The following is a 23,677-nucleotide window of genomic DNA, read 5'->3' as shown; positions in this document are numbered from 1 at the left end:
CGGATGCGGGTTGCTTAGCCGCGCAGGCGGCGCAGCACCTCGTCGCGGCCGATCAGCGCGAGCACGGCGTCCACCGACGGCGTCTGCGTGGTGCCGCACACGATCATGCGCAGCGGCATGCCCAACTGCCCCATCTTGATGCCTTCGTCGGCGCAGAAGGGCTTGAACAGCGCGTGGATGGCCTCGGCGTTCCACTCGGCCAGCGCCTCTAGGCGTTCGGCAAAGCGCGCCATGCGCGCGAGCGCGTCGCCGGCCAGGTGCTTGTCGAGGTCGGACTGGGCGGCGGCAAGCTTCTGGTAGAAGTAGTGGCACTCGTCGGCCAGCACGTTCAGGTCCTGTGCGCGGTCTTTCACCAGCGCGATCACGTCTTCCAGCGCCGGGCCCTTCGCGGTATCGAGGCCGGAGGCGGCCAGACGCGGCGCGACGAGGCCGGCCAGGCGGGCGTTGTCGGCAGCCTTGATGTGCTGGGCGTTCAGCCACAGGAACTTCTCGTGGTTGAAGCGGCTGGCGGACGGGCTGACCGCCTCCAGCGTGAACCACTCGACGAACTGTTCCATCGAGAAGAACTCGTCGTCGCCGTGGCCCCAGCCCAGGCGCGCCAGGTAGTTGAGCAGCGCCTCGGGTAGGATGCCGCGCTCGGCGTAGTCGACCACGCTGACCGCGTCGCGGCGCTTGGACATCTTCTGGCCGTTCTCGTTGAGGATCATCGGCAGGTGACCGTACACCGGCAGCGGCGCGCCCAGCGCCTTGAGGATGTTGATCTGGCGCGGGGTGTTGTTGACATGGTCGTCGCCGCGGATCACGTGGGTGATGTTCATGTCCCAGTCGTCGATCACCACGCAGAAGTTGTAGGTCGGGCTGCCGTCGGCGCGGGCGATGATCAGGTCATCCAGTTCGGCGTTGGCAAACTCGATGCGGCCCTTGACCGCGTCGTCCCAGCCGGTGACGCCGTCCAGCGGCGTCTTGAAGCGCACCACAGGCTCGACGCCGGCCGGTGCCTCGGGCAGCACCTTGCCGTCTTCCGGGCGCCAGCGGCGGTCGTAGCGGGGCTTCTCGCCGCGCTCTTCCTGCTCGGCGCGCAGCGCGTCGAGTTCCTCGCGGCTCATGTAGCAGTAGTAGGCGTGGCCCGAGTCGAGCAACTGCTGGATCGCTTCCTTGTAACGGTCGAAGCGTTGCGTCTGGTAGAACGGGCCCTCGTCGTAGTCGAGGCCGACCCAGTGCATGCCGTCGAGGATGGCCTTGACCGACTCGGGGGTCGAACGCTCGAGGTCGGTGTCTTCGATGCGCAGCACGAAGCTGCCCTTGTTCTTGCGGGCGAAGGCCCACGAGAACAGTGCGGTGCGGGCACCGCCGATATGCAGGTAGCCGGTCGGGCTCGGGGCAAAGCGGGTACGGATCATGGTCGGTTTCTGCAAAGACGGTAAAGTCCGCCATTTTACGCCTGCCATAAAAAAGCCCGCAAACGCGCGGCGTTTGCGGGCACAAACCTGCTTGGCCGGCAGGCAAGGGGATGAAATCGTTTGGCGGCTCAGACCATCGCGGCGAGGCTGCCTGCCTCGGCCGGCAGCATCTCGACGAGCAGCCAGGTCGCGGTGGCGGCCAGCATCAGCGCCATGCTGCAGTTGAAGACGTGCAGGCGGCGCGGCGTACCCAGGTAGCGGCGGATGAATTCGCCGCCCCAGGCCCAGAGCGCGATGCACGGCAGGGTGATCGCGAAGGTGATCACGAAGAAGAGGGCGCCCGCCGCCAGCGGGTGCATGTGCTCGGGCAGGAAGACGACGGCGACGTTGAAGCCCATCAGCCACACCTTGGGGTTCAGCCAGTTGAAGAGCACGCCGCCGGCAAAGCCCATCGGCTTGGCGCACGCCTGCTTGCCGTCCTCGCCCGGTTCGCCCGCGTGCGCCATATGCCACGACAGGTAGAGCAGGTAGGTGCAGCCGGCGACGGCCAGGTAGAGCTTGATGCTCTCCATCAGCGCCATCATGCCGCCCAGCGCGACAGCGAGTAGCGCGACCTGCACCGACAGGCCGAGCGCCATGCCCATCAGGGCGGGCAGGGTACGCTTGAGGCCGAAGTTCACGCCGCTGGAGGCCAGCGCCAGATTGTTCGGGCCGGGGGTGATGGCCATGATGGTGAGGTAGCTGACCAGCGCGACGAAGTTCATGATGGGTTCGGTGTCGGGGTGTTCGGATTGGCCGAAATATTAGTCTTTGCCGATTGATAATTACAGACTCAGAAAATTAGAATTGATACCGTAACAGTTTTGCGTTGTTCAAACTGTACCGGTAACAACGCGGGCAAACTGTACCGCCCGCGCAAGGAGGGGGGATGAGCGAAGAGACGCTGTACATGCAGCTGGTGCGTGAATGGACCGAACTGATCGGTGCCGGCACCGTGCGGCCGGGCGAGCGCTTGCCGTCGGTGCGCAAGGCGTGCGCGCTGCACAAGGTCAGCCCGTCGACGGTGCTGGCGACCTACCGCACGCTGGAAGAGCGCGGGCTGATCGAGGCAAGGCCGCAGTCGGGGTTTTACGTGTGCGCCAAGGCGGCGCTGCCGTTGCCGAGGATGGGACGGCGCAGCGAGGCGCTGCGCGTGGAAGACGCCGCGACCGACCAGTTGGAGCAGGTGATGGCCGCGCAGTCGCGCCCCGACGTGATCGATCTGTCGCTGGCGAGCCCGCGCGGCAGCGACTTCTACCCGACGACGCGCCTGAAGGCGATCATGGGGCAACTGTTGCGCCGCCACCCCGAGCTGACCACCGACTACCCGTTCCCGCCAGGGTCCGAGCGGCTGCGCCGGCAGATCGCCCAGCGCGCGCTCAGCCGTGCTTGCGTGATGGCGCCCGGCGACATCGTCGTCACCAACGGCTGTTCCGAGGCACTGCAGCTGGCGCTGCGCGCGGTGTGCAAGCCGGGTGACACCGTCGCGCTGGAGTCGCCGACTTATTTCGCGCTGATCCCGCTCGCGCAAAGCCTGGGCCTGACCGTGATCGAAGTGCCGACGCACCCGAGCGACGGGGTGTCGGTCGACGCGATCGAGCTCTTGCTGTCCGAGCAGCGGCTCGCCGCCATCGTCGTGCAGCCGGTGGTGCAAAATCCGCTGGGCGCGACCATGCCGCTGGAGGCGCGGCAGAGGCTGGCCCGCCTCGCGGCGGAGTACAAGGTGGCGGTGATCGAGGACGCGCCGCACGCCGAGCTCTATTACGACGGCGCGTCGCTGCCCGAGGCGGTGCGCGCGTTCGACGAGGAAGGCTGGGTCTTGCTGTGCTCGAGCTTCAGCAAGACGCTGGCACCGGGCTTCCGTATCGGCTGGATCGCGCCGGGGCGCTTCCTGCACCGGGTGCTGCAACTGAAGATCGCCGGTTCGCTCGGCCAGCCCGGCCTGCTCGAGGAGACGCTGGCGAGCTACCTGGAAGGCGGCAGTTACGAGCCGCACCTGCGTTTCATCCGCCGCCAGTTCATGGGGCAGATGACGCGATTGCGCGGCGAGGTGGCGGCGCGCTTCCCGGAAGGGACGCGGGCGAGTTCACCGTCCGGTGGTTGCCTGCTATGGGTCGAGCTGCCCAAGGGGGTCGACACGCTGGCGCTGTTCCGGCAGGCCCTGGCAGAAGGGATTACCGTGGCGCCGGGCGCGCTCTATTCGGCGCGCGGCCGTTACAGCCACTGCGTGCGCCTGTCCTGCTGCTACCCGTGGAGCGACGCCTACGAGCGCGCGCTGGCCCGCTTCGCCGAACTGGCGCGGCAGGCGGCGCCCTGAACTCAGGCAGGTTGGCGGGCGGCGGCGCGGTTGGCCGAGTGAGGCGGGATCGGCGTTGCCGTGTTCAGCGGTACCTCGGGCTGCGGCTCCATCACCGGCTCGGCAGGTTCGGCGGTAAATTCCTGCGCCGCAGGTGCGGCGTCCCGCAGCCACTGCACGGCGGTGAGCGTACCGGCCGGCCGCGCGTCGGCAGGGGCGCGACAGCTCAGGCAGACTGGCTTGCCGCTGCGCACCTTCAGCGCGGTGTCGACCCGCTTGCCGAACAGCGGGGTCTGGTTTTGCTGTTGCCAGGAGAGCAGGGTGTCGGCGAGCTTGGGCAGCGCGTCGTCCTTGTGTTGGTAGCGGTCGCGTAGCGCGCTCAGCCAAAGCTCACCCGCGGCGTCCTCGCCCAGCAGCACCGTCTGGTACGTAACCGTTACCGGCGTGCCCAGCGGCACGCGGTACGACAGCGGCAACACCTGGTCGCTCTTCATGCGCACGCAACCATGGCTGCGAAAGCCCGGCACGCTTGAGGGCGCGTTGGTGCCGTGGATGCCGAGGCCGAGCTTGGCCTCGCCGAAACGGATGAAGACCGGTCCCAGCGGGTTGTCCGGCCCCGGCGGCACGACGGTCTGCACCGGCTTGCCGGCGCGGCGCTGCTCTTCCTGGATCGACTTGGGCACATGCCAGGCCGGGTTGCGGTAGATGCCGGTGACAGTGTACTCGCCGACCGGGGTGCGGGTCAGCATCTTGCCGACGGCGACCGGAAAGTCTTCGCTGAGCACGCCGTCCTGGTAGACGAACAGCCGGGTCTGCGGCAGGTTGATCACGAGGTGCATGCCGGTGGGCGAGACGGCGACGTCCGGCTGCATGGGCGTGGCAGCGTGGGCGCCAAGGCTGGTGAAGACAAGGAAAATGGCGAACAGTCGCGCAGGAAACATGGTCAGGCGATCAAAAAAACGGGTCAGCAGGTGCGACGATTCTAGCAGCCTTGCAGCCGCAAGGCCGGCCATCGCTCAGGGCGTTCCCAAAAAAAGGTAGACCGCGTTACGTCCGCCGCCACCGTAGCCATAACCCAGATACGCCGCCCCCAGCGGCGTTTCCCCTCCCAGGTAGAGCGCGGCCGAGCGCTGCCAGCCTTCCAGGGTTGTTTCGCTGTAGCGTTGCCCGAAGGTGGCGCCTTCCAGCGCAAGCCCCACCCGCATGTCGCCGCGCAAGCCCAGCGGCAGTCGGCCGACGATGTGCTCGAGGCGCAATTGGGCGAAGCGCATGTTGTCTCCGACGAGTTGCTGTGGCGCGAAACCGGTCAGGTTCAAAAAGCCGCCCAGCGCCGGCGCCTCGTAAAAGGGGGTACGGCCGCGCAGGGTCTGGCTCGCGCTCAGGCGGGCATGGCCGATGAGCGGGCCTAGCGTGCGGCTTGCCGATACGCTGGCCAATAGCTGGCCGAAGCCTTCCTTGTCGCTGTCGAAGTAGTGGGCGCGCGCCGCCCAACCGTCGGTCGGCAGGTAGAGCCGGTTGATCTGGTCGAGGTCCAGAGTGGCAAACCAGCCGCCGTAGTGACGGCTGTCCTGTGGCAGCTCCGGACGGCCGGTCTCAAGCTCGCCGCGCCGCCATTTCTGCTGCCAGCCCAGCTTGGCCTGACCGAGCAGCCCCACGCGCAGGCCGAAGCCGGCCGAGACGAGGCCGGTACGGGTCAGGTATTCGGCGAGCTTCTGGTCGTCTTGGTAGAAGTAGCGGTTGCGGCTAAGGACGCTTGCGTGCGTTTCGGCAAAAGCGTGCTGGGCCTCATCCAGCGGTTGGTAGAACTCGGCGCTGACGCCGGTTTCCGAGCCCACCTGCGCGCTGACGAGCATCTCGCCGCCCAGAGCGTTGAGCCAGGTCTTATGCAGTGCTGCCCGGAGCGCGTAGCTCGCACGCGCGTCGAGGTTGCTCTCCAGATTAATTCCGAAACGCAGGTAGTCAGGTCCCCAGCTTTTTTCCAGCGGTGTGACGCGCAGGATATGTTTGTCGCGCCCGCCCAGCAGCGCGTAGTCGACGCTCTCGTAGTAGCCGTCGCCAAAGACGCGCAGCAGGTCGCGCCCGGTGGTTTTGGCTAGTGGCGCGTCGGTTTCCTGTTCGAGGTGGCGGGTGACCGCGGCTGGGTTGACATGTGCAAGCTCGGCCACGTCGACGCGGCCGACCGGGAGCGCCTGGCGCTTGCCCGTCTGGCTACGTGCCTGTTGCCAGGCAAGGTAGCCTTCCGGCGATGTGCCCAGCGCGGAGAGCCTGGGCAGCGCGGCGAGCGCGGCCAAACGGCCGCGTTCGCTGATCTCGCGGTGGCGCGGAAAATCCGCCGCGCTCAGTCCCTGGAGGTCTGGCTTGATGTAGACGTCTTGCGGGGCCAGGCTGGCAAGCGAGCGGCTGACGTTCTGCTCGGTCAGGATATTGATCATCTGCGCCGAGACGCTGAGCAGCGAGGTGACCTCCTCGGGCCTGAGCAGCGGCGAGCCGACGTTGACCGCGATGACGAGGTCGGGCTGGCACAGCTCGCGCACCACGTCGATCGGTACGTTGTCGACCAGCCCGCCGTCGACTAGGCGGCGCCCTCCGTCGATGAGCGGCGACATCAGCCCGGGCACCGACATGCTCGCGCGCATGGCGCGGGTCAGGCTGCCTTGCTTGAGCACGACCCGTTCTCCGCTGCCGATGTCGGTCGCGATGATGGCCAGCGGCAAGGCGAGCGACTCTATCTGCGGCTCGCCGTTTTCGGCGCCGACCAGGTCGTTGAAGAACAGCTTGATGCGCTGCCCGGTGACGGCGCCGCTCTGGTATTGCAGCCCGTCCGGTTTCAGGCCGGTTTCCAGCCCGGGCAGGTAGCGCTGGGAGATGCGCTTGTTGCGGTAACCCATCTCGTCATAGGTCGGGCTGTCCTGGAACATGCTAGTCCAGTCGGCCGCGTCCATCTTGGAGCGCATCTGAGCCGGCGTGAGACCGGCGGCGTAAGCGCCGGCCACCAGTGCGCCCATGCTGGTGCCGGCCACACAGGCGATCGGGACGCGCTGCTGTTCGAGCACTTCGAGCACGCCGATATGCGCGGCGCCGCGCGCGCCGCCCCCGCCGAGGACGAGGCCGACCCGCATGGGGGATGCCAGGGCGAGAGAGGTACAGCAGCACAGCAAGGGCAAGGCGAGGCGCATGAGCATAGGGAGTCCGGTAGGCGGGTGGGCCGAACAATCACATTCACTCTTGGTATATATCCGGCGGTGTTTGATGCAAATGTCAGATGTGGTGGACGGCCATGCGGCGGGGCGGTCTGCCCGCACGCTCAGGCAGCTTGGGGCGCAGCGGGGTTTTGTGAGAAAATCCGCGCTTTCGCTTTGATTCGTCTGGAAAAAATGTCAGAGAACACCCTGCTTGCCTACGTGGAATCGCTCGACCATGAGGGCCATGGCGTCGCGCGCGTGGACGGCAAGACCCTGTTCATCGACGGCGCGTTGCCCTACGAGACCGTCGAGTACCGCGCCTGGCGCAGCAAGAAGAATTACGAGAACGCCGAAGTGGTGCGCGTGGTGAAGGAAAGCTTCATGCGCGCGACGCCGCGCTGCCCGCATTTTGGCGTGTGCGGCGGCTGTTCGATGCAGCATGTCGAATTCTCCGCGCAGGTCGCGATCAAGCAGCGCGTGCTCGAGGACAACCTCGCGCGCATCGGCAAGGTCACCCCCGAGCGCGTGATGACGCCGATTGCCGGCCAGAGCTGGGGCTACCGCCACCGCGCCCGCCTGTCGGCGCGCATGGTGCCGAAGAAGGGCGGCGCGCTGCTGGGCTTCCGCGAGAAGCGCTCGACCTATATCGCCGAGATGGCCGAGTGCCACGTGCTGCCCGCGCATATCTCCGCGCTGATCGTCCCGCTGCGCGAACTGATCGCCAGCTTGTCGATCAACGACCGCATCCCGCAGGTCGAGTACGCCGGCGGCGCCGACGTCGACGTGCTGGTGTTGCGCAATATGGACGCGATCAGCAAGGGCGACGAGGCGCTGATCCGCGCGTTCGCCGACAAGTACGGCAAGGCGCGTCCCTTGCAGATGTGGCTGCAGCCCAAGGGACCGGATACCTGCTACCCGTTCTACCCGATGGATGCGCCGGGCCTGAGCTACCGGCTGCCCGACTTTGGCGTCGAGATGCCCTACTATCCGACCGAGTTCACCCAGGTCAACCCTGACCTCAACAGCGTGATGGTCAGCCGCGCGTTGCGCCTGCTCGACGCACAGCCGGGCGAGCGCATCGCCGACATGTTCTGCGGCATCGGCAACTTCACGCTACCGATCGCCCGCTCCGGCGCGACCGTGCACGGCATGGAAGGCAGCGAGGCGCTGGTGCGCCGCGCGGTGGAAAACGCGACGCACAACGGCCTGCAGGACAAGGTCAGCTACGAGATGGCCAACCTGTTCGACGTCACCGCCGAGAGCTTTGCCGCGCTGGGCCGCTTCGACAAGATGCTGGTCGACCCGCCGCGCGACGGCGCGATCGAGCTTTGCAAGTCGCTGACCGAAGAGACCGCGCCCAAGCGCATCGTCTACGTGTCGTGCAACCCGGCGACGCTGGCGCGCGACGCCAATGTGCTGGTCAACCTGAAGGGCTACACGCTGAAGGCGGCCGGCATCATCAACATGTTCCCGCACACCGCGCACGTCGAGTCGGTCGCCTGGTTCGAGAAGACCCACCCGGCCAAGAGCCAGGCCGAGATGGAGGCGCTGGACGCGGCCGAGAAGGCGGCACTGGATGCGGCCAAGGCGGCGAAGAAGGCGCGCCAGGCCGAAGAGGCCAAGCGCAAGGCGGCGGAAGAGGCCGAGCGTGTGGCGAAGAAGGAAGCGCGTTACCAGCACTACCTTGCCAACAAGGACTACTACGACAACCGCAACCGCGTCGAACGCGGCTAAGCGGCGATGCCGGCCCAACGCTCCCTGACTAGGGGGCGTTTTTTTGCGCCTGCCGCCGGCGCGGCGGGGCCGCAAGGTCGGCCAGCAGGATGTTCAGCGCGTCGGACGAGAGCTTGAGCTCGATCAGCGAGAGCGCGAGCGAGAGCATCATCAGCGCGAGGCTGGCGCCGAAGCTGTAGTAGGCAAGCGTCTGCAGGCCCAGGTAGATCTTCAGCATCGCGAGCACGCACAGGAACAGGCTGCCGACGCCGGCAACCTGCATCTGCTGGATCAGCCGCACGCGGCGGCGCAGGCTGCTGATCTGCTGCGCGATCTGCGGGTCCGGCGTGCGCCGGTAGTCGTTGTACAGGTTGCGGATGGTCGCGGCCAGACCGAGGAAACGGTTGGTGTAGGCGAGCAGCAACAGCGAGATGGCCGGGAACAGCAGGCCGGGCGTGGTCAGGTTCAGCGTCATGTCAGGCGTTCTCGTCGATCAGCACTTCAGTGCCCAGCGGTACGGTGTCAAACAGTTCGATCACGTCGGCGCTCTTCATGCGCACGCAGCCACGCGAGGTCGGGGTGCCCCAGCGCACATGGCTGCCGGCGCCGTGGATGTAGATCGCACGCTCGTAGCTGTCGACCTCGCCGCCGGCGTTGCGGCCGGGCTCGAGCCCGCACAGCCACAGGATGCGGGTCAGGATCCAGTCCTTGTCCGGGTACTCGGCGTGCAGGGCCGGCGTATAGCGCCACGGCGTGACCTCGCGCCGGTAGATGATGGTGTCGGGCGCGATGCCGTCGCCGATCTTGTCGCACACGCGGTGCCAGCCGCGCGGCGTCTGCAGGCTGCCGTTCTGCTCGCCGACGCCGCGGCTGGCGGTCGACACCGTGTAGCTTGCCCGGTCTTGCCCGTCGGCGCCGACCAGCGTCAGCCGCTGGCTTTTGACGCCGACGCGGATCCACGGCTGGCCGGGGGAGGGGCGGGCGGGTAGCGGTTCGACTTGCGCATGGGGCACATCTGGCGCTGGCGCGGCGGGCTTGGGCGGTTTGGCGCACGCGGCAAGCAGCGCGCAAACAAGGAGCAGGAGGCGTCTCATCCGGCGCGCCTCAAGCTGGCAAAGAAGGCGGAGAGTTGTGTCGCGCAGGCGTCGGCGTCGACGCCGGGAAACACCGCGGTGTGTGCGTTGAGCGCCTTGAGCGCGAAAAGGTCGGTCACGCTGCCGGCGGCGCCGGTCTTGGCGTCGGCCGCGCCGTAGATCACGCGTGCCACGCGTGCGTGCAGGATGGCGCCCGCGCACATCGGGCAGGGCTCGAGCGTGACGTAGAGGTCGCAGCCGTCGAGCCGGTAGTTGCCGAGGGTGGCCGCCGCCTCGCGCAGCGCGAGGACCTCGGCGTGTGCGCACGGGTCGCTCCGGCCGATCGGCGCGTTGCGCCCGCGGCCGATCACCCGCCCGTCCTTGACCACCAGCGCGCCGACCGGCACCTCGCCGCTGGCGGCCGCCTCGGCGGCCAGCGCCCGCGCGTCGGCCATATGCCGGCGGGCCTCGTCCGCGGTGGGTGGTACCCGCACCGGCAAGGCCGCAGCGAGCGCGGCGTCCAGGGCGCTGCGCTCGTCGTCGCCCAGCGCCTGCCAGTGTGCGCCGCGCGCGGCGGCGCCCAGCGCGTACAACAGGCGGCGGCCGGCCGGCTGGCCCGCCGCGCGCAAGAGCAGGCAGGCGCGCGCCGGGCCGAAGGCGGCGAGCGCCTCCTGGCTTGCAATGCCGAGTGCGTGCAGGGCGGCGATGGTGGTCGGCGGCAGTGGAGGCGTGGTCAGCGGCGTCAAGGCGGGCACCCATGAAAACAGGCTGCCATTATACGGCAGCCTGTCGTCTGGCCTCAGCGCATGTCAGCGTTTGAGCCAGCGGCGCAAGGCAAGCACCGCCAGCGCGAGGCCCAGTCCCTTGCGGAACAGGCCCTTTTGCGCGAGCCGCGGAAAGAACAGGGCGGCGGCGGCGACGCCGGCCTTCAGTCCGTAGCGGCTCTGCGCGGCGCTGGCGAGCGCCGAGCGGGCCAGTTGCAGCGGGTTCTTCCACTCGGTGACCTCGAGCTCGACGCGGGTGCGCAGCGCCTCGCCCTTGATCAGCAGCAGCTGCTTCTTCAGTTCCCGTTCGTGCCGGTTCATGAGACGTCCTTGCCGGAGACCGCCTGCCAGTCCTTCTTAAGCTCGCCCAGCGTCAGCGCCAGCGGCTTGGGCGCGGTCTCCACCCTGCGCTTGAGGATGACGAGCAGGATGCCGGAGGTCGCCAGGAAGGACGCGGCGAACAGCCCCATCGCCAGCGCGCGGTGCTGCGGCGGCAGCACCAGCAGCACGAACAGCAACAACGCGACGATCGCCGCGAACAGCAGGATCAGCGCGCTGGCGACCAAGATGACGTTGCCGACCAGCCGCTCCTGCTGTTCCTCCAGCTCGATATGCAGCAGTTCGGCGCGGGTGAACAGCAGCGCGACCACACCCTCGAATAGCGAGCGCAGCGTGCCGGGGCGGCTAGGGCTGGACGCCATCGCTTAGCGGCGCGAGACCAGCAGGCCGAGCAGGAAGGCGATGGCGGAAGCGATACCGATCGCCTTCCACGGGTTCTCGTGGACGTAGTGGTCGGTCGCCTTGGCCGCTTCCTTGGCACGGCCGAGCGCGGCCTTTTCCGCGTCGAGCAGGCGGGCCTTGGCCAGCTTGAGGTTGGTCTGCAGCTTCTGGTGCAGCTCGCGCGCCTTCTCGCTGCCGTTGTCACCGGCGGAGGCGAGCAGTTCTTCGGTGTTGTTGAGGACGCTGCGCACGTCGTCGAGCAGTTTTGCTTTTTCGGTCTGGGCTGCGGTATCGGTCATCAATCTCTCCTGGAACGGGCGGTTGGGAAACGCAGGACGGAAGCTGCGCGCTGCGCAGCACAATTTCCATGCTAATGCCTATGTGTCCTTTTTACCGCCAAAATGTTCCCGTTGTCTTGATTTGCGGCAGGCCAGGCGCGAAAAAGCCCGCGCCAAGCGCGGGCTTCTTGCATGCATGGAATGCTTGGCAGGCTTACGCCGCCTCCGAGGGCATCACTCCCACTCGATGGTCGCCGGCGGCTTGCCGGAGACGTCGTAGCAGACACGGTTGATGCCGCGCACTTCGTTGATGATGCGGTTGGAGACGCGGCCCAGCAGGCTGTACGGCAGTTCGGCCCAGTGCGCGGTCATGAAGTCGCTGGTGACCACCGCGCGCAGCGCGACGACGTAGTCGTAGGTGCGGCCGTCGCCCATCACGCCGACCGATTTCACCGGCAGGAACACGGCGAAGGCCTGGCTGGTCAGCTCGTACCAGTTCTTGCCGGTCTTCTCGTCGACGGTGTTACGCAGCTCTTCGATGAAGATCGCGTCGGCGCGGCGCAGCAGGTCGGCGAATTCCATCTTCACTTCGCCGAGGATGCGCACGCCCAGGCCCGGGCCCGGGAACGGGTGGCGGTACACCATGTCGTGCGGCAGGCCGAGCGCGACGCCCAGCTGGCGCACTTCGTCCTTGAACAGGTCGCGCAGCGGCTCCAGCAGCTTGAGGTGCATGTCTTCGGGCAGGCCGCCGACGTTGTGGTGGCTCTTGATGCTGTGCGCCTTCTTGGTCTTGGCGCCGGCCGACTCGATCACGTCCGGGTAGATGGTGCCCTGCGCCAGCCACTTGGCGTTGACGAGCTTGCCCGACTCGCGCTGGAACACCTCGACGAACTCGGCACCGATGATCTTGCGCTTCTTCTCCGGGTCGGATTCGCCGGCGAGCTTGCCCATGAACTGTTCGGCCGCGTCGACGTGGACGACCTTCACGCCGAGGTTCTGCGCGAACATCTCCATCACCATCTTGCCTTCGTTCAGGCGCAGCAGGCCGTGGTCGACGAACACGCAGGTGAGCTGGTCGCCGATCGCGCGGTGGATCAGCGCGGCCGCCACCGAGGAGTCGACGCCGCCGGACAGGCCGAGGATCACTTCCTCGTCGCCGACCTGTTCGCGGATCTTCTGTACCGCCTCTTCGATGTAGTTGGGCATGGTCCACGAGGGCTTGGCGCCTGCGACCATCAGCACGAAGCGGTGGATCATCTCGGTGCCGCGCTTGGTGTGGGTCACTTCCGGGTGGAACTGCACGCCGTAGAAGCCGCGGTCCTCGTCGGCCATCGCCGCGATCGGGCAGGCCGGGGTCTCGGCGATCATGTGGAAGCCTTGCGGCAGTTGCGACACCTTGTCGCCGTGGCTCATCCACACGTCGAGGTAGCCGCTGCCGGCGTCGTCGATACGGTCTTGCAGGCCTTCGAAGATCTTCGAGTGGTGGCGTGCCTTGATTTCGGCGTAGCCGAATTCGCGGGTGGCGCCCGGCTCGACCTTGCCGCCGAGGGTCTGCGCCATCCACTGCATGCCGTAGCAGATGCCGAGTACGGGGATGCCCATCTCGAAGATGGCCGGGTCGGCCTGGTAGTCGGATTCGTAGACCGAGTTCGGGCCGCCGGAGAGGATGATCGCCTTCGGCGCGAACGCGCGGATCTCGTCGATCGGCATGTCGTACGGGTGCAGTTCGCAGTAGACGTGAGCTTCGCGCACGCGGCGGGCGATCAGCTGGGCGACTTGGGAGCCGAAGTCGAGAATGAGGATCTTGTCCATGTCAGTCCTTGGTAGATGGGAGGCTCAGCGCTCGGGGGCGTCCGCGCCTCGGCCTTTGTCGGGAATACGGTCGCTGCGGGCGATGAGCATCAGCAAGCCGGCGAGCACCATGCCCAGCGACAGCACGTGCGAGAGCTGCAGCGCCCAGTGCCGGTATAGCCAGACGGCGGCACCGGCGTAGACCATCAGCGGGGAGGCGACCAGCGTCGACTTGTTGACGCCGTCGATGGCGAGCAGTGCGACGCCGGCGCCCGCCAGCAGGATGGCGAGCAAGGTGGTGGTGTCGGGCAGGAGCGCGGTCGAGTGCAGGAACCACAGCGTGCCCAGCACGATCAGCAGCAGCGGGAAGGTCGCGCTAGGCCGCATTTAGCGGTTGTCCTTCATGATGCGCTGTTTCTCGCGCTGCCACTCGCGCTCTTTCTCGCTCTCGCGCTTGTCGTGCTGCTTCTTGCCCTTGGCAAGGCCGACCTGGACCTTGATGCGGCCCTTGGTGTAGTGCAGGTCGAGCGCGACCATGGTGTAGCCTGCGCGTTCGACCTTGCCGATGAAGCGGTTGATCTCGGCCTGCGACAACAGCAGCTTGCGGGAGCGCACCGGGTCCGGCCGCACATGGGTCGACGCGGACTGCAGCGCGGTGATGTGGCAGCCGATCAGCCAGAAGGCGCCCCTTTGCCATACGACATAGCTTTCCTTCAACTGCACGCGGCCGGCGCGGATGGCCTTGACTTCCCAGCCTTCCAGCACCAGCCCGGCCTCGACCTGCTCCTCGATGAAGTAATCGTGGAAGGCTTTCCGATTCTGGATGATGCTCATGCTTGTCCGCCTCAAGTAATCCGACATTCTAACAGAAGGGCGCCGCCTGCCAAAGCGTGCGCCCCGCGGTGCCTTGTCGCCGGGTCGGCGCTTCGTGTATCGTGACGCTTTCGCCTTTTCCCTCCGTTTGCATGCAGGTCGTCGAGAAGAAAGTCCTGGTCGCGCACACGCCCGAGCAGATGTACGCGCTGGTATCTGATTTTGCCCATTACCCCCGTTTTTTGCCGTGGTGCAGCCACGCCGAGGTGGTCGAGCAGGACGACCAGGCCCTGGTCGCCAGCCTGCATATCGACTACCTGAAGGTGCGCCAGCATTTCACCACGCGCAACGTCAACCGTCCGCCCGAGTCGATCTCGATGCAGCTGGTCGACGGGCCATTCCGCTCGCTCGAGGGTGGCTGGCAGTTCACGCCGCTGGGCGACTTCGGCTGCCGGGTCGAGTTCAGGCTTAGCTACGAATTCTCCAGCCACCTGCTGGAAAAGGTGATCGGCCCGGTGTTCGGCCATATCTCGGGCTCGCTGGTCGACGCCTTCATCCGCGAAGCCGACAGGAAATACGGTGATGACTGAGCCGATGATCGAAGTCGAAGTGGTGTTCGCGCTGCCCTCCCGCCAGAAGCTGGTGCGCCTGAGGGTGCCGGCGGGTACCGGCGCACGCGACGCGGTGGTGCGCTCGGGTCTGCAAGCCGAGTTTCCGGATGAGCTCGCCGACGTCGACGCGCTCAAGCTCGGCATCTTCGGCAAGGCGGTGCGCGCCGAGACGGTGCTGCGCGAGAAGGACCGCGTCGAGATCTACCGCCCGCTGATTGCCGACCCCAAGGCGGTGCGCCGCCAGCGCGCCGAAGCGGGCAAGGCCATGAAAAAGGGCGGCTAAGCCGCCCGAGGTTCAGCAGGGAACCTGTGTGTCAGGCTCGGCCGAGCAGGTCCGGTTCTTGCCGGCGAGCTTGGCCTGGTACATCGCACGGTCGGCGCGGTCGATCACGTCGGCCTCCTTCTCGCCCAGATGCCATTGCGCGACACCCGCGCTGAAGGTGATCACCAGCTTGTCGTTGTTGGTCAGGAAGAAGGTGCGGGTCAGCTCGCGCTGCAGCCTGTGCATCACATTCTTTGCCTCGGCAACCGGCGTGTCAGGCAGCAGCACCACGAACTCCTCCCCGCCAAAGCGCGCGCAGATGTCCGAAGGGCGCAGGTTGTGGCGGATCGCGTCCGCCAGGAAGCGCAGCGCGCGGTCGCCGGCCAGGTGGCCGAAGCGGTCGTTCAGTTGCTTGAAGTTGTCGACGTCGATCAGCGCGATCGACAGCGGCGAGCCGGTGCGTTCGGCACGGCACAGCTCGCGCGCGAAGTGCTCGTCCAGCCCGCGCCGGTTGTAGGTGCCGGTCAGCTGGTCTTCCTGCACCTTGGCGCTGGCGCTTTCCAGCGCGCGCTCCAGCTCCGAAATGCGCTGCTGGGCGGCCTCGACCTTGTCCTGCGCCAGACGCAGCCCGTCGCGCGAGTTGCTGAGCACCTGCTGCATGGTTTCGGTGTCGCCCAGCAGGGCGTCGGCAATGCGGCGGATCTCGGTCGGTGCGTCGCTCTGGCGCAGCGCGTCCTGGTATTCGGAAACCTTGTGGTGGAACTGCTCGGTGTCATCGCTCATCTTCGCCAGCTGCGCGAGGAAGGTGTCGAGCAGGCCGCGCAGCGAGCTGGCGGCCTCGTCGAGCGAGCTCTTCAGTTCGCCCTGCTTGCAGATGACCTCCTTGAGGCTGACTTCCAGCTGGTACACCTGCTGCATCGACAGTTCGGGCGAGGCGAGGATGGCCTGCAGGCTCTCGATCTGCCCAAGCAGGTAGGCGTCCGAACGGTTGAGCTCGGCGATATTGGATAGCAGCAGCTGCAGCAGGTTGGTCAGGCCGCTGGCGACGCGCTCGTCCTGCTGGCGGTGAAGCTCGAGCTGGATCAGGAAGGCACGCAGGGCGTCGTGCCAGCTGGCGATGGCTTCGGCGTCGTCGGCCAGTTGCGACAGGTTCGCAAGCAGCGCCTGGTAGGGCTCGACCAGCGCCGGCGCGTGCAGCAGGCGGGGTTCGATGCCGTGGTGCAGCACCAGCGAGAGCAGGGTGCACCAACGGGCATGGCTGCCGTTGCCGGTTGCGGCGGGCAGCGCGGCGGGCAGCGCCTCGTTGACGCTGTCGTCGCGCACGCCGCGCCCCCAGTCGGCAATCAGGCGGGAGAGTTTTTCGTTGAGCAGTTCGGGCTGGCTGCCGAAGGTGATCATCAGCCGCTCGAGCGCGGCCTGCTTGTATGACTGCGACAGGTCGGGCAGGCGCAGGTCCCACAGCTTGAGCAGGCCGAGGATCAGGTTGCCCCAGCTGTCGGTCAGCGTGCGCTCGCGGTAGTGCAGTACGGCGAGGTCGATCAGCTGCTGAGGCGCCTGCTCCCAGTTTTCCTCTTCCAGCGCGCGCAGTAGGCGGGCGAGGTTGATCCGGTAGCTCTGCGTCTGCGGAGTCAGCGTGCCGTAGGCCTGCCCGATCAGTTCTACCAGGCGGTGGGGTCTTGCCGGGCAGTCCCCCTCGAGGCCGGCCACTTGCGCGTAAATGCGGCTGTAGTTTTCCGGCGTGGGCAGCAACTGGCGCAGGCTCAGCTGTCTCAGCGTTTCTCGGGCAAGGTCGGTCGGATTGTTCGATGGCATCGCCAGGCTCGGATGGTAGGAGGGGCAGGCCGGTGGTCGGGCGCCAAGGCTCAGGGCTTGGCCGGTACGGCGGCATGCTCCAGCAGCTGGAAAAACACCTCGCCGGGGCGGATCATGCCAAGTTCGTTGCGTGCACGCTCCTCGATCGCCGCGGTGCCCTGCTTGAGGTCGCGCACTTCAGCGTCGAGGGCGGCGTTGCGGGCGGCCAACTTGAGGTTGACCGCCTGCTGTTCCGTCACCTGCTTGTCGAGCTGCCAGACCCTGAGCCAGCTGCCTTTGCCGAACCATAACGGCCACTGCAAGGCAAGGATCAGGGCAACCAGCACCAGGGTCAGCGCTCGCATGGCAGCTTACTTCAGGTGGTAGAACGCGGCACGGCCCGGGTACCAGGCTGCATCACCGAGTTCTTCCTCGATGCGCAGGAGCTGGTTGTACTTGGCCATGCGGTCGGAGCGGGACAGCGAACCGGTCTTGATCTGCATGCAGTTGGTCGCGACGGCGAGGTCGGCGATGGTGCTGTCCTCGGTCTCACCCGAGCGGTGGCTCATCACGCTGGTGTAGCGCGAGCGCTTGGCCAGGTCGACTGCCTTCAGGGTCTCGGACAGGGTGCCGATCTGGTTGACCTTGACCAGGAGCGCGTTGGCGAGGCCGCCCTGGATGCCTTCGGCGAGGATCTGCGGGTTGGTGACGAACAGGTCGTCGCCGACCAGTTGCACGCGCTCGCCCAGCCGCTCGGTCAGGATCTTCCAGCCGTCCCAGTCGTGCTCGCTCATGCCGTCCTCGATCGAGATGATCGGGTACTTGTCGACCAGGGTCGCCAGGTAGTCGGCGAACTCGGCCGAGGAGAGCGAGAGGTTTTCCGCGGTCAGGTGGTACTTGCCGTCGCGGTAGAACTCGCTGGACGCGCAGTCGAGCGCGAGCAGCACGTCCTGGCCTGCGACGTAGCCGGCGGCGTCGATAGCCTCGAGGATCAGGCGGATCGCGTCTTCGTGGCTTTCCAGGTTCGGCGCGAAGCCGCCTTCGTCACCGACGGTGGTCGCGTAGCCTTTGCCGTCACAGATCTTCTTCAGCGCGTGGAAGATCTCCGCGCCGCAGCGCAGCGCCTCGCGGAAGGTTGGTGCGCCGACCGGCATGACCATGAATTCCTGGATGTCGAGCGTGTTGTTGGCATGCGCGCCGCCGTTGATCACGTTCATCATCGGTACCGGCAGCGCCATCGGGCCAGCGCCGCCCAGGTAGCGGTACAGCGGCAAGCCGGAGTCTTCGGCGGCGGCGCGGGCGACGGCCATCGACACGGCGAGCAGCGCGTTGGCGCCCAGACGGCCCTTGTTGTCGGTGCCGTCCAGTTCGATCAGCGTCTTGTCGATGAACGCCTGGTCGGCGGCGTCCAGGCCGATGATCGCTTCGCAGATCTCGGTGTTGATATGCTCGACCGCCTTGAGCACGCCCTTGCCCAGGTAGCGCGACTTGTCGCCGTCGCGCAGCTCGAGCGCTTCCTTCTCGCCGGTCGACGCACCGGACGGCACTGCCGCGCGGCCCATCACGCCCGATTCGAGCAGCACATCGCATTCAACGGTCGGGTTGCCGCGCGAATCCAGGATTTCGCGGGCGACGACGTCGATGATCGAACTCATTGTTTTCCCCTATTTCAAGCTTGGTTGGTGTGCAAAGCTTCGGCCAGGCGATGGGCCTGACCGTCAATCAGGTTGCGTGTCAGAGCGTGGACTCGGCCAGCGGTGCCGACTTGACCAACCGGTCGATCTCGGACAGCGTCGCGAGCAGTTCCTTCATGCGCCCCAAGGGCCATGCGTTCGGGCCGTCGGACAGCGCCTCGCACGGGTTCGGGTGCGTTTCCATGAAGATGCCGGCGATGCCGGCAGCGACAGCTGCACGGGCGAGTACCGGTACGAACTCGCGCTGGCCACCGGACGCGGTGCCCTGGCCGCCAGGCAACTGGACCGAATGGGTCGCGTCGTAGACGACCGGGCAGCCGGTTTCGCGCATGATCGCCAGCGAGCGCATGTCGGAGACCAGATTGTTGTAGCCGAACGAGGCACCGCGCTCGCAGGCCATGAAGCGGCCCGGGTCGAGCCCGGCTTCGATGGCCGCGTCGCGCGCCTTGTCGATCACGTTCTTCATGTCGCCCGGCGCCATGAACTGGCCCTTCTTGATGTTGACCGGCTTGCCGCACACGGCGACGGCGCGGATGAAGTCTGTCTGGCGGGCGAGGAAGGCCGGTGTCTGCAGGACGTCGACGACGGCGGCCACGTGCGGGACCTGTTCTTCGGTATGCACGTCGGTCAGCACCGGCACGCCGATCTGGCTGCGCACCTCGGCAAGGATCTTCAGGCCTTCTTCAATGCCGAAGCCGCGGAAGGACTTGCCCGACGAGCGGTTGGCCTTGTCGAAGCTCGACTTGTAGATGAACGGGATGCCGAGCTCGTCGGTGATTTCCTTGAGCGCGCCGGCGGTGTCGAGCGCCATCTGCAGGCTTTCGATCACGCAGGGGCCTGCGATCAGGAACAGCGGCTTGTCGAGGCCGACATCAAATCCGGTGAGTTTCATCTGTTGTCTCCTGTGCAGCCGGGCGGCACGCCGCCCGGCGGTTCACACTCAGGCCTTGCGGTCGGCCTGGTAGGCGAGCGCGGCTTTCACGTAAGCCGAGAACAGCGGGTGGCCGTCGCGCGGGGTGGAGGTGAACTCCGGGTGGAACTGGCAGGCGAAGAACCAGCGGTGTTCCGGCAGCTCGATGGTCTCGACCAGCTTCTCGTGGCCGGCCGAGCGGCCGGAGAAAACGAGGCCCGCGTCCTGCAGGCGCGGCACGTAGTGATTGTTGACTTCGTAGCGGTGGCGGTGGCGCTCGGTGATGGTCTCGGCGCCGTACACGCGTGCAGCCAGCGAGCCCGGTGCGAGTTCGCATGCCTGGCCGCCCAGGCGCATGGTGCCGCCCAGGTTGGAGTTCTCGTCGCGGGTCTCGACCTTGCCGTCGTGGTTCACCCACTCGTCGATCAGCGCGACCACCGGGTATTCGGTGTCGCCGTCGAACTCGGTCGAGTTGGCGCCGGCCATGCCGGCCACGTCACGCGCGTATTCGATCAGCGCGATCTGCATGCCCAGGCAAATGCCGAGGTAGGGGATGTTGTTCTCGCGGGCGAACTTGACAGCCTTGATCTTGCCTTCGACGCCGCGCTTGCCGAAGCCGCCCGGCACTAGGATCGCGTCCATGCCGGCGAGCGAGCCGGCACCTTCGCGCTCGATCTCTTCGGAGTCGACGTAGACGATGTCGACCTTGGTGCGGTTATGGATGCCGGCGTGCTTGAGTGCCTCGGACAGCGACTTGTACGACTCGGTCAGGTCGACGTACTTGCCGACCATCGCGATCTTGATCTCGTGCTCGGGGTGCTCGATCGAGTCGATAATGTCGTTCCACGCGGCGAGGTCGGCCTTTGGCAGGTCAAGCTGCAGGTGTTCGCAGATGATGTCGTCGATGCTCTGCGCGTGCAGCATGCCCGGCACCTTGTAGATGGAGTCGGCGTCGTAGCAGCCGATCACCGCGTTCTCTTCGACGTTGCAGAAGAGGGCGATCTTGCGCTTCTCGTCTTCCGGCAGCTCGCGGTCCATCCGGCACAAGAGGATGTCCGGCTGGATGCCGATCTCGCGCAGCTCCTTCACCGAGTGCTGGGTCGGCTTGGTCTTGATCTCGCCGGCGGTGGCGATGAACGGCACGTAGGAGAGGTGCACGTACAGCGTGTTCTTGCGGCCGAGGTTGGAGCGCATCTGGCGGATCGCTTCCAGGAAGGGCAGCGATTCGATGTCGCCGACGGTACCGCCGATCTCGACGATGGCGACGTCGACGTCGCCGGCGCCTTCACGCACCTTCAGCTTGATCTCGTCGGTGATGTGCGGGATCACCTGCACGGTGCCGCCCAGGTAGTCGCCGCGGCGCTCCTTGGCGATGACCGATTCGTAGACCTGGCCGGTGGTGAAGTTGTTGCTCTTCTTCATCTTCGCGCGGATGAAGCGCTCGTAGTGGCCGAGGTCAAGGTCGGTCTCGGCGCCGTCTTCGGTTACGAAGACTTCGCCGTGCTGGAACGGGCTCATGGTGCCCGGGTCGACGTTGATGTACGGGTCGAGCTTCAGCATGGTGACTTTCAGCCCGCGGGATTCGAGGATAGCGGCGATGGACGCGGCGGCAATGCCCTTGCCCAGGGAGGATACGACGCCACCGGTCACGAAGATGTACTTGGTCATGGGAATGCGACTCTGTGGGAATCCGGGATTCTAACCCGATTTCCCGGACAAATGAAGCCGACGGCGCAGCCTGCGCCCGGCCGGCCCGGTGACGGCCTTGTCGTCGAAGCACCTGTTTTTTACGGAAAAAACGCTGGCGCATGCCGGTAAATCCGTTACAATGCACACCGGTTTGCGCGTGCCGAAGCCTTTGTTTCCGTGCGCGCCTGATGGCTTGTTTATCTGCCTGTTTTTGTGATATAAAGCCGGTTTTTACCGGTTTTGGGAGTGATTAACCATGGCGCGTGTATGCAAAGTCACCGGCAAGCGTCCGATGACCGGGAACAATGTTTCCCACGCCAATAACAAAACGAAACGCCGTTTCCTGCCGAACCTGCAATACCGCAAGTTCTGGGTAGAGAGCGAGAACCGTTGGGTGCGCCTGCGCGTCTCCAACGCAGCCCTGCGCACCATCGACAAGAACGGCATCGAGTCCGTCCTCGCCGACCTGCGTGCTCGTGGCGAAATCTGATCAAGCCGAATAGCGAAGGAATATCATGCGCGACAAGATCAAACTCGAATCGACCGCTGGCACCGGCCACTTCTACACCACGACCAAGAACAAGCGCACCATGCCCGAAAAGATGGAGATCAAGAAGTACGATCCCGTCGCTCGCAAGCATGTGGCGTACAAGGAAACCAAGCTCAAGTAAGCTGTTTTCCCTTGGCTGGATAAAAACCCTTCGCGGATTTCGCGAAGGGTTTTTTGTTGCCTGCGTTCCGGGTACTCAGCCGAGCAGGCGGCGGGCCAGCAGCAGGTCCTGCCAGGCGCGGGCCTTTTCGGCCGGGCTGCGTAGCAGGTAGGCCGGGTGGAAGGTGGCGATGAGCGGGATGGTGCCGAACCGGTGCTCCCTGCCGCGCAGGCGGCCGATCGTCTCGTCGCTGCCCAGCAGCGTCTGCGCGGCAAAGCGGCCGAGCGCGAGGATGATGTCTGGCTTCACGTGCGCGATCTGCGCGTCCAGATAGCCGCGGCAGGCGGCGATCTCGGCCGGCTCCGGGTTGCGGTTGCCGGGCGGGCGGCACTTGACCACGTTGGCGATATAGACGTCGCGGTCGCGGTCCAGCCCCAGTGCGGCGAGCATATTGTCGAGCAGTTGGCCGGCGCGGCCGACAAAGGGTTCGCCCTGGCGGTCTTCCTGCTCCCCGGGCGCCTCGCCAACCAGCATCCAGCGTGCCTCGGGGTTGCCACGGCCGAACACCGTCTGCCGCCGGGTCGCAGCCAGCGGGCAGGCCTGACAGGCGGCGACCGTCTGGGCGAGCGTGTCCCAGCCCAGTGCCGGGGCGGACGGTGTGGCGATGGCCGGGGCGGGCGGCGCCGCTTCTTGCTGTGCGGGGAGCTGCAGCGCGTGTGCGGCCGGCGGGCTTTCAGGCAGAGGGGCTGGCGTGGCATGGGCGGGTTGGGTGGCGGCCGCGGCGACGGGGACCTCTGCCTCCGCCTGCGGGTAGACGCCGCGCGGATGCCAGGCCGGGCCCAGGCCCATCGCGTCGACGAGGGTCAGCCGGCGGCTCATAGTGCCTTCTCCATCAGGATCGCGTGTTCGCGGCCGTTGGCGCTGCGGTAGTAGTGCTTACGTACGCCGCTCTCGGTAAAGCAGGCGGATGTATACAGCCGGCGGGCGCGGGTGTTGCTCTCGCGCACTTCCAGCCTTAAAAGCGTGCAACCTTGCGCAGCGAGCCCGGCGCACAGCGCGTCGAGCAGGGCGCGGGCAAGCCCGCGGCCCTGCCGGGGCGCGGCGGTGGCGATATTCAGGAGTTCTGCTTCGTCCAGCACGCTGAGGGTGACCGCCCACGCGACAATTCCCCCCTCATCTTCGCAGACCCAGAAGCGGTGGCCCGCCGAGAGCGAGCCCGCGTACTGTGCGGCGCTCCACGGGAGCTGCGTGACTTCGGCTTCCAGGCGGGCGAGTTGCGGGCAGTCTTCGGGCAGGGCGTTGCGGATGTTCATGCGCGGCGCGCCTGCTGCTCGCTGACGGTCAGCGCGACCTTGTTGCGCACGTAGAGGATTTCGGCGTCGCGGGCATCGACCGCAGGGTAGGCGCCCGAGCCTGCCATCTCGAGCAGGGCGCGTGCGTGCGGCTGCACGGTGTCGTTGCTCGCGGCTAGCTGCGTGCCGAGCGCAGCACGCAGCGCGTCCTGGTAGCGGGCAAAGCCGTCGCCGGCGACCAGCCAGTCGCCTTCCGCGGGCGCGATGGCCTGCGGGTCCGCCACACGGATGGCGGTCAGCGGGCGTGCCTGTTCGTCGTAGCAGGCGTAGTAGACCTGGTTCATGCGCGCGTCGAGACAGGCGAGGGTGCGGCTGCCGCGGCACTGCCAGGCGAGGACGTCCAGCGTCGGGATCGGGTAGAGCGGGACGGCGAGCGCATAGCCCAGCCCTTGCGCGGCGGAACAGGCGATGCGCACACCGGTGAACGAGCCCGGCCCGCACGAAAAGGTGATGCCGCCGATGGCCGACAACTCGCAGCCGGCTTGTCGCAGCAGGGTGGAGAGGGTCGGCAGCAGCAGTTCGGCGTGCTTCTGGCCGACACGTTCGTGGTGTTCGACGACAGCGTCCCCGCAGTTCAGGGCAAGCGACAGGTAGTCGGTCGTGGTGTCGATGGCAAGCAGGTTCATGTGGGGCAAGACACGGGCGGCAA

The 23,677-nt window shown here is 66.6% G+C and carries 27 protein-coding genes; 6 read left to right on the top strand and 21 right to left on the bottom strand.

All coding sequences use genetic code 11. The features are described 5' to 3' along the window. Positions 1–14: 14 nt before the first annotated feature. Together gltX and E5K04_RS05630 are read right to left on the bottom strand one after the other, a co-directional pair. Positions 15–1,400, bottom strand: a complete 1,386-nt coding sequence (gltX, locus tag E5K04_RS05635; protein ID WP_136551924.1) for a glutamate--tRNA ligase — start codon at positions 1,398–1,400, stop codon at positions 15–17. A gap of 128 nt (positions 1,401–1,528) precedes the next feature. Continuing rightward, on the bottom strand, positions 1,529–2,164 hold the full coding sequence (locus tag E5K04_RS05630) for a LysE family translocator (protein ID WP_136551923.1): 636 nt from the start codon (positions 2,162–2,164) through the stop codon (positions 1,529–1,531). Positions 2,165–2,328: 164 nt separating this feature from the next. On the opposite strand from E5K04_RS05630, the gene E5K04_RS05625 reads away from it, so the two are divergent. Further along, positions 2,329–3,756 (top strand): aminotransferase-like domain-containing protein, encoded by a 1,428-nt coding sequence (locus E5K04_RS05625; protein ID WP_136551922.1) that lies wholly within the window; start codon positions 2,329–2,331, stop codon positions 3,754–3,756. Between the two features lie 2 nt (positions 3,757–3,758). Here the strand turns inward: E5K04_RS05625 and E5K04_RS05620 are convergent, their stop codons facing one another. Together E5K04_RS05620 and E5K04_RS05615 are read right to left on the bottom strand one after the other, a co-directional pair. Continuing rightward, on the bottom strand, positions 3,759–4,676 hold the full coding sequence (locus E5K04_RS05620; RefSeq protein ID WP_136551921.1) for a L,D-transpeptidase: 918 nt from the start codon (positions 4,674–4,676) through the stop codon (positions 3,759–3,761). 75 nt (positions 4,677–4,751) lie between these two features. Continuing rightward, positions 4,752–6,854, bottom strand: a complete 2,103-nt coding sequence (locus tag E5K04_RS05615) for a patatin-like phospholipase family protein (protein ID WP_168929164.1) — start codon at positions 6,852–6,854, stop codon at positions 4,752–4,754. Between the two features lie 255 nt (positions 6,855–7,109). Between E5K04_RS05615 and rlmD the strand changes: the two genes are divergently transcribed. Further along, positions 7,110–8,651 carry a 23S rRNA (uracil(1939)-C(5))-methyltransferase RlmD gene (gene rlmD, locus E5K04_RS05610; protein ID WP_136551919.1) on the top strand — a complete coding sequence of 514 codons (1,542 nt, stop codon included), beginning with the start codon at positions 7,110–7,112 and terminating at the stop codon, positions 8,649–8,651. A 28-nt stretch (positions 8,652–8,679) separates the two neighbouring features. Here the strand turns inward: rlmD and E5K04_RS05605 are convergent, their stop codons facing one another. From E5K04_RS05605 to smpB, 9 genes are all read right to left on the bottom strand, one after another. Further along, entirely contained in the window at positions 8,680–9,105 is a 426-nt protein-coding gene (locus tag E5K04_RS05605) for a DUF2721 domain-containing protein (protein WP_136551918.1), read from the bottom strand. 1 nt (position 9,106) lies between these two features. Continuing rightward, on the bottom strand, positions 9,107–9,724 hold the full coding sequence (locus tag E5K04_RS05600) for a L,D-transpeptidase (protein WP_136551917.1): 618 nt from the start codon (positions 9,722–9,724) through the stop codon (positions 9,107–9,109). Beyond that, positions 9,721–10,458 (bottom strand): tRNA adenosine(34) deaminase TadA, encoded by a 738-nt coding sequence (tadA, locus tag E5K04_RS05595; RefSeq protein ID WP_328591027.1) that lies wholly within the window; start codon positions 10,456–10,458, stop codon positions 9,721–9,723. Before tadA ends, E5K04_RS05600 begins: the two co-directional genes overlap by 4 nt. Before the next feature lie 54 nt (positions 10,459–10,512). Next, positions 10,513–10,788: a hypothetical protein gene (locus E5K04_RS05590; RefSeq protein WP_136551915.1), complete on the bottom strand. Its 276-nt coding sequence runs from the start codon at positions 10,786–10,788 to the stop codon at positions 10,513–10,515. Further along, positions 10,785–11,168, bottom strand: coding sequence for a phage holin family protein (locus E5K04_RS05585; RefSeq protein ID WP_136551914.1), 384 nt, complete (start codon positions 11,166–11,168; stop codon positions 10,785–10,787). The genes E5K04_RS05590 and E5K04_RS05585 overlap by 4 nt, the downstream gene beginning before the upstream one ends. 3 nt (positions 11,169–11,171) lie before the next feature. After that, positions 11,172–11,486 (bottom strand): DUF883 family protein, encoded by a 315-nt coding sequence (locus tag E5K04_RS05580; protein WP_136551913.1) that lies wholly within the window; start codon positions 11,484–11,486, stop codon positions 11,172–11,174. Between the two features lie 213 nt (positions 11,487–11,699). Further along, positions 11,700–13,277: a glutamine-hydrolyzing GMP synthase gene (gene guaA, locus E5K04_RS05575; RefSeq protein ID WP_136551912.1), complete on the bottom strand. Its 1,578-nt coding sequence runs from the start codon at positions 13,275–13,277 to the stop codon at positions 11,700–11,702. Between the two features lie 24 nt (positions 13,278–13,301). Further along, positions 13,302–13,643 carry a hypothetical protein gene (locus tag E5K04_RS05570; protein ID WP_136551911.1) on the bottom strand — a complete coding sequence of 114 codons (342 nt, stop codon included), beginning with the start codon at positions 13,641–13,643 and terminating at the stop codon, positions 13,302–13,304. Further along, positions 13,644–14,090, bottom strand: coding sequence for an SsrA-binding protein SmpB (smpB, locus tag E5K04_RS05565; RefSeq protein ID WP_136551910.1), 447 nt, complete (start codon positions 14,088–14,090; stop codon positions 13,644–13,646). Between the two features lie 131 nt (positions 14,091–14,221). Between smpB and E5K04_RS05560 the strand changes: the two genes are divergently transcribed. Next, positions 14,222–14,659, top strand: a complete 438-nt coding sequence (locus tag E5K04_RS05560; RefSeq protein ID WP_136551909.1) for a type II toxin-antitoxin system RatA family toxin — start codon at positions 14,222–14,224, stop codon at positions 14,657–14,659. Continuing rightward, on the top strand, positions 14,652–14,963 hold the full coding sequence (locus E5K04_RS05555) for an RnfH family protein (protein ID WP_136551908.1): 312 nt from the start codon (positions 14,652–14,654) through the stop codon (positions 14,961–14,963). The genes E5K04_RS05560 and E5K04_RS05555 overlap by 8 nt, the downstream gene beginning before the upstream one ends. 12 nt (positions 14,964–14,975) lie before the next feature. Here E5K04_RS05555 and E5K04_RS05550 read toward each other — a convergent pair whose 3' ends face one another. The 5 genes from E5K04_RS05550 to E5K04_RS05530 all read right to left on the bottom strand — a co-directional run bounded on the left by E5K04_RS05550 (position 14,976) and on the right by E5K04_RS05530 (position 21,005). Beyond that, positions 14,976–16,754, bottom strand: coding sequence for a GGDEF domain-containing protein (locus E5K04_RS05550; RefSeq protein ID WP_136551907.1), 1,779 nt, complete (start codon positions 16,752–16,754; stop codon positions 14,976–14,978). A gap of 50 nt (positions 16,755–16,804) precedes the next feature. Next, a complete protein-coding gene (gene ftsB / locus E5K04_RS05545; protein ID WP_136551906.1) occupies positions 16,805–17,098 on the bottom strand; it encodes a cell division protein FtsB in 294 nt (97 codons plus the stop codon). Between the two features lie 6 nt (positions 17,099–17,104). Next, positions 17,105–18,388 carry a phosphopyruvate hydratase gene (gene eno, locus E5K04_RS05540; protein WP_136551905.1) on the bottom strand — a complete coding sequence of 428 codons (1,284 nt, stop codon included), beginning with the start codon at positions 18,386–18,388 and terminating at the stop codon, positions 17,105–17,107. Between the two features lie 79 nt (positions 18,389–18,467). Beyond that, positions 18,468–19,319, bottom strand: a complete 852-nt coding sequence (kdsA, locus tag E5K04_RS05535) for a 3-deoxy-8-phosphooctulonate synthase (protein WP_136551904.1) — start codon at positions 19,317–19,319, stop codon at positions 18,468–18,470. A 48-nt stretch (positions 19,320–19,367) separates the two neighbouring features. Then, on the bottom strand, positions 19,368–21,005 hold the full coding sequence (locus E5K04_RS05530; RefSeq protein WP_136551903.1) for a CTP synthase: 1,638 nt from the start codon (positions 21,003–21,005) through the stop codon (positions 19,368–19,370). A gap of 277 nt (positions 21,006–21,282) precedes the next feature. On the opposite strand from E5K04_RS05530, the gene rpmB reads away from it, so the two are divergent. Beyond that, positions 21,283–21,516 (top strand): 50S ribosomal protein L28, encoded by a 234-nt coding sequence (gene rpmB / locus E5K04_RS05525; RefSeq protein WP_124734789.1) that lies wholly within the window; start codon positions 21,283–21,285, stop codon positions 21,514–21,516. Between the two features lie 25 nt (positions 21,517–21,541). After that, on the top strand, positions 21,542–21,697 hold the full coding sequence (rpmG, locus tag E5K04_RS05520; RefSeq protein WP_115433592.1) for a 50S ribosomal protein L33: 156 nt from the start codon (positions 21,542–21,544) through the stop codon (positions 21,695–21,697). A gap of 75 nt (positions 21,698–21,772) precedes the next feature. Here rpmG and E5K04_RS05515 read toward each other — a convergent pair whose 3' ends face one another. The 3 genes from E5K04_RS05515 to tsaB are packed head-to-tail and all read right to left on the bottom strand — an operon-like array spanning position 21,773 to position 23,654. Beyond that, positions 21,773–22,555, bottom strand: coding sequence for a uracil-DNA glycosylase (locus E5K04_RS05515; RefSeq protein WP_136551902.1), 783 nt, complete (start codon positions 22,553–22,555; stop codon positions 21,773–21,775). Beyond that, a complete protein-coding gene (gene rimI / locus E5K04_RS05510) occupies positions 22,552–22,989 on the bottom strand; it encodes a ribosomal protein S18-alanine N-acetyltransferase (protein WP_136551901.1) in 438 nt (145 codons plus the stop codon). The genes E5K04_RS05515 and rimI overlap by 4 nt, the downstream gene beginning before the upstream one ends. Beyond that, positions 22,986–23,654 carry a tRNA (adenosine(37)-N6)-threonylcarbamoyltransferase complex dimerization subunit type 1 TsaB gene (gene tsaB / locus E5K04_RS05505; protein ID WP_136551900.1) on the bottom strand — a complete coding sequence of 223 codons (669 nt, stop codon included), beginning with the start codon at positions 23,652–23,654 and terminating at the stop codon, positions 22,986–22,988. Before tsaB ends, rimI begins: the two co-directional genes overlap by 4 nt. Positions 23,655–23,677 lie beyond the last annotated feature (23 nt).

Origin of the sequence: Crenobacter intestini (genome assembly GCF_004919095.1) — a bacterium.
GTDB classification, from domain to species: Bacteria; Pseudomonadota; Gammaproteobacteria; order Burkholderiales; family Chromobacteriaceae; genus Craterilacuibacter; species Craterilacuibacter intestini.
Note: the sequence above shows the minus strand (reverse complement) of the source record. Positions and strands in the feature narration are given on the sequence as shown.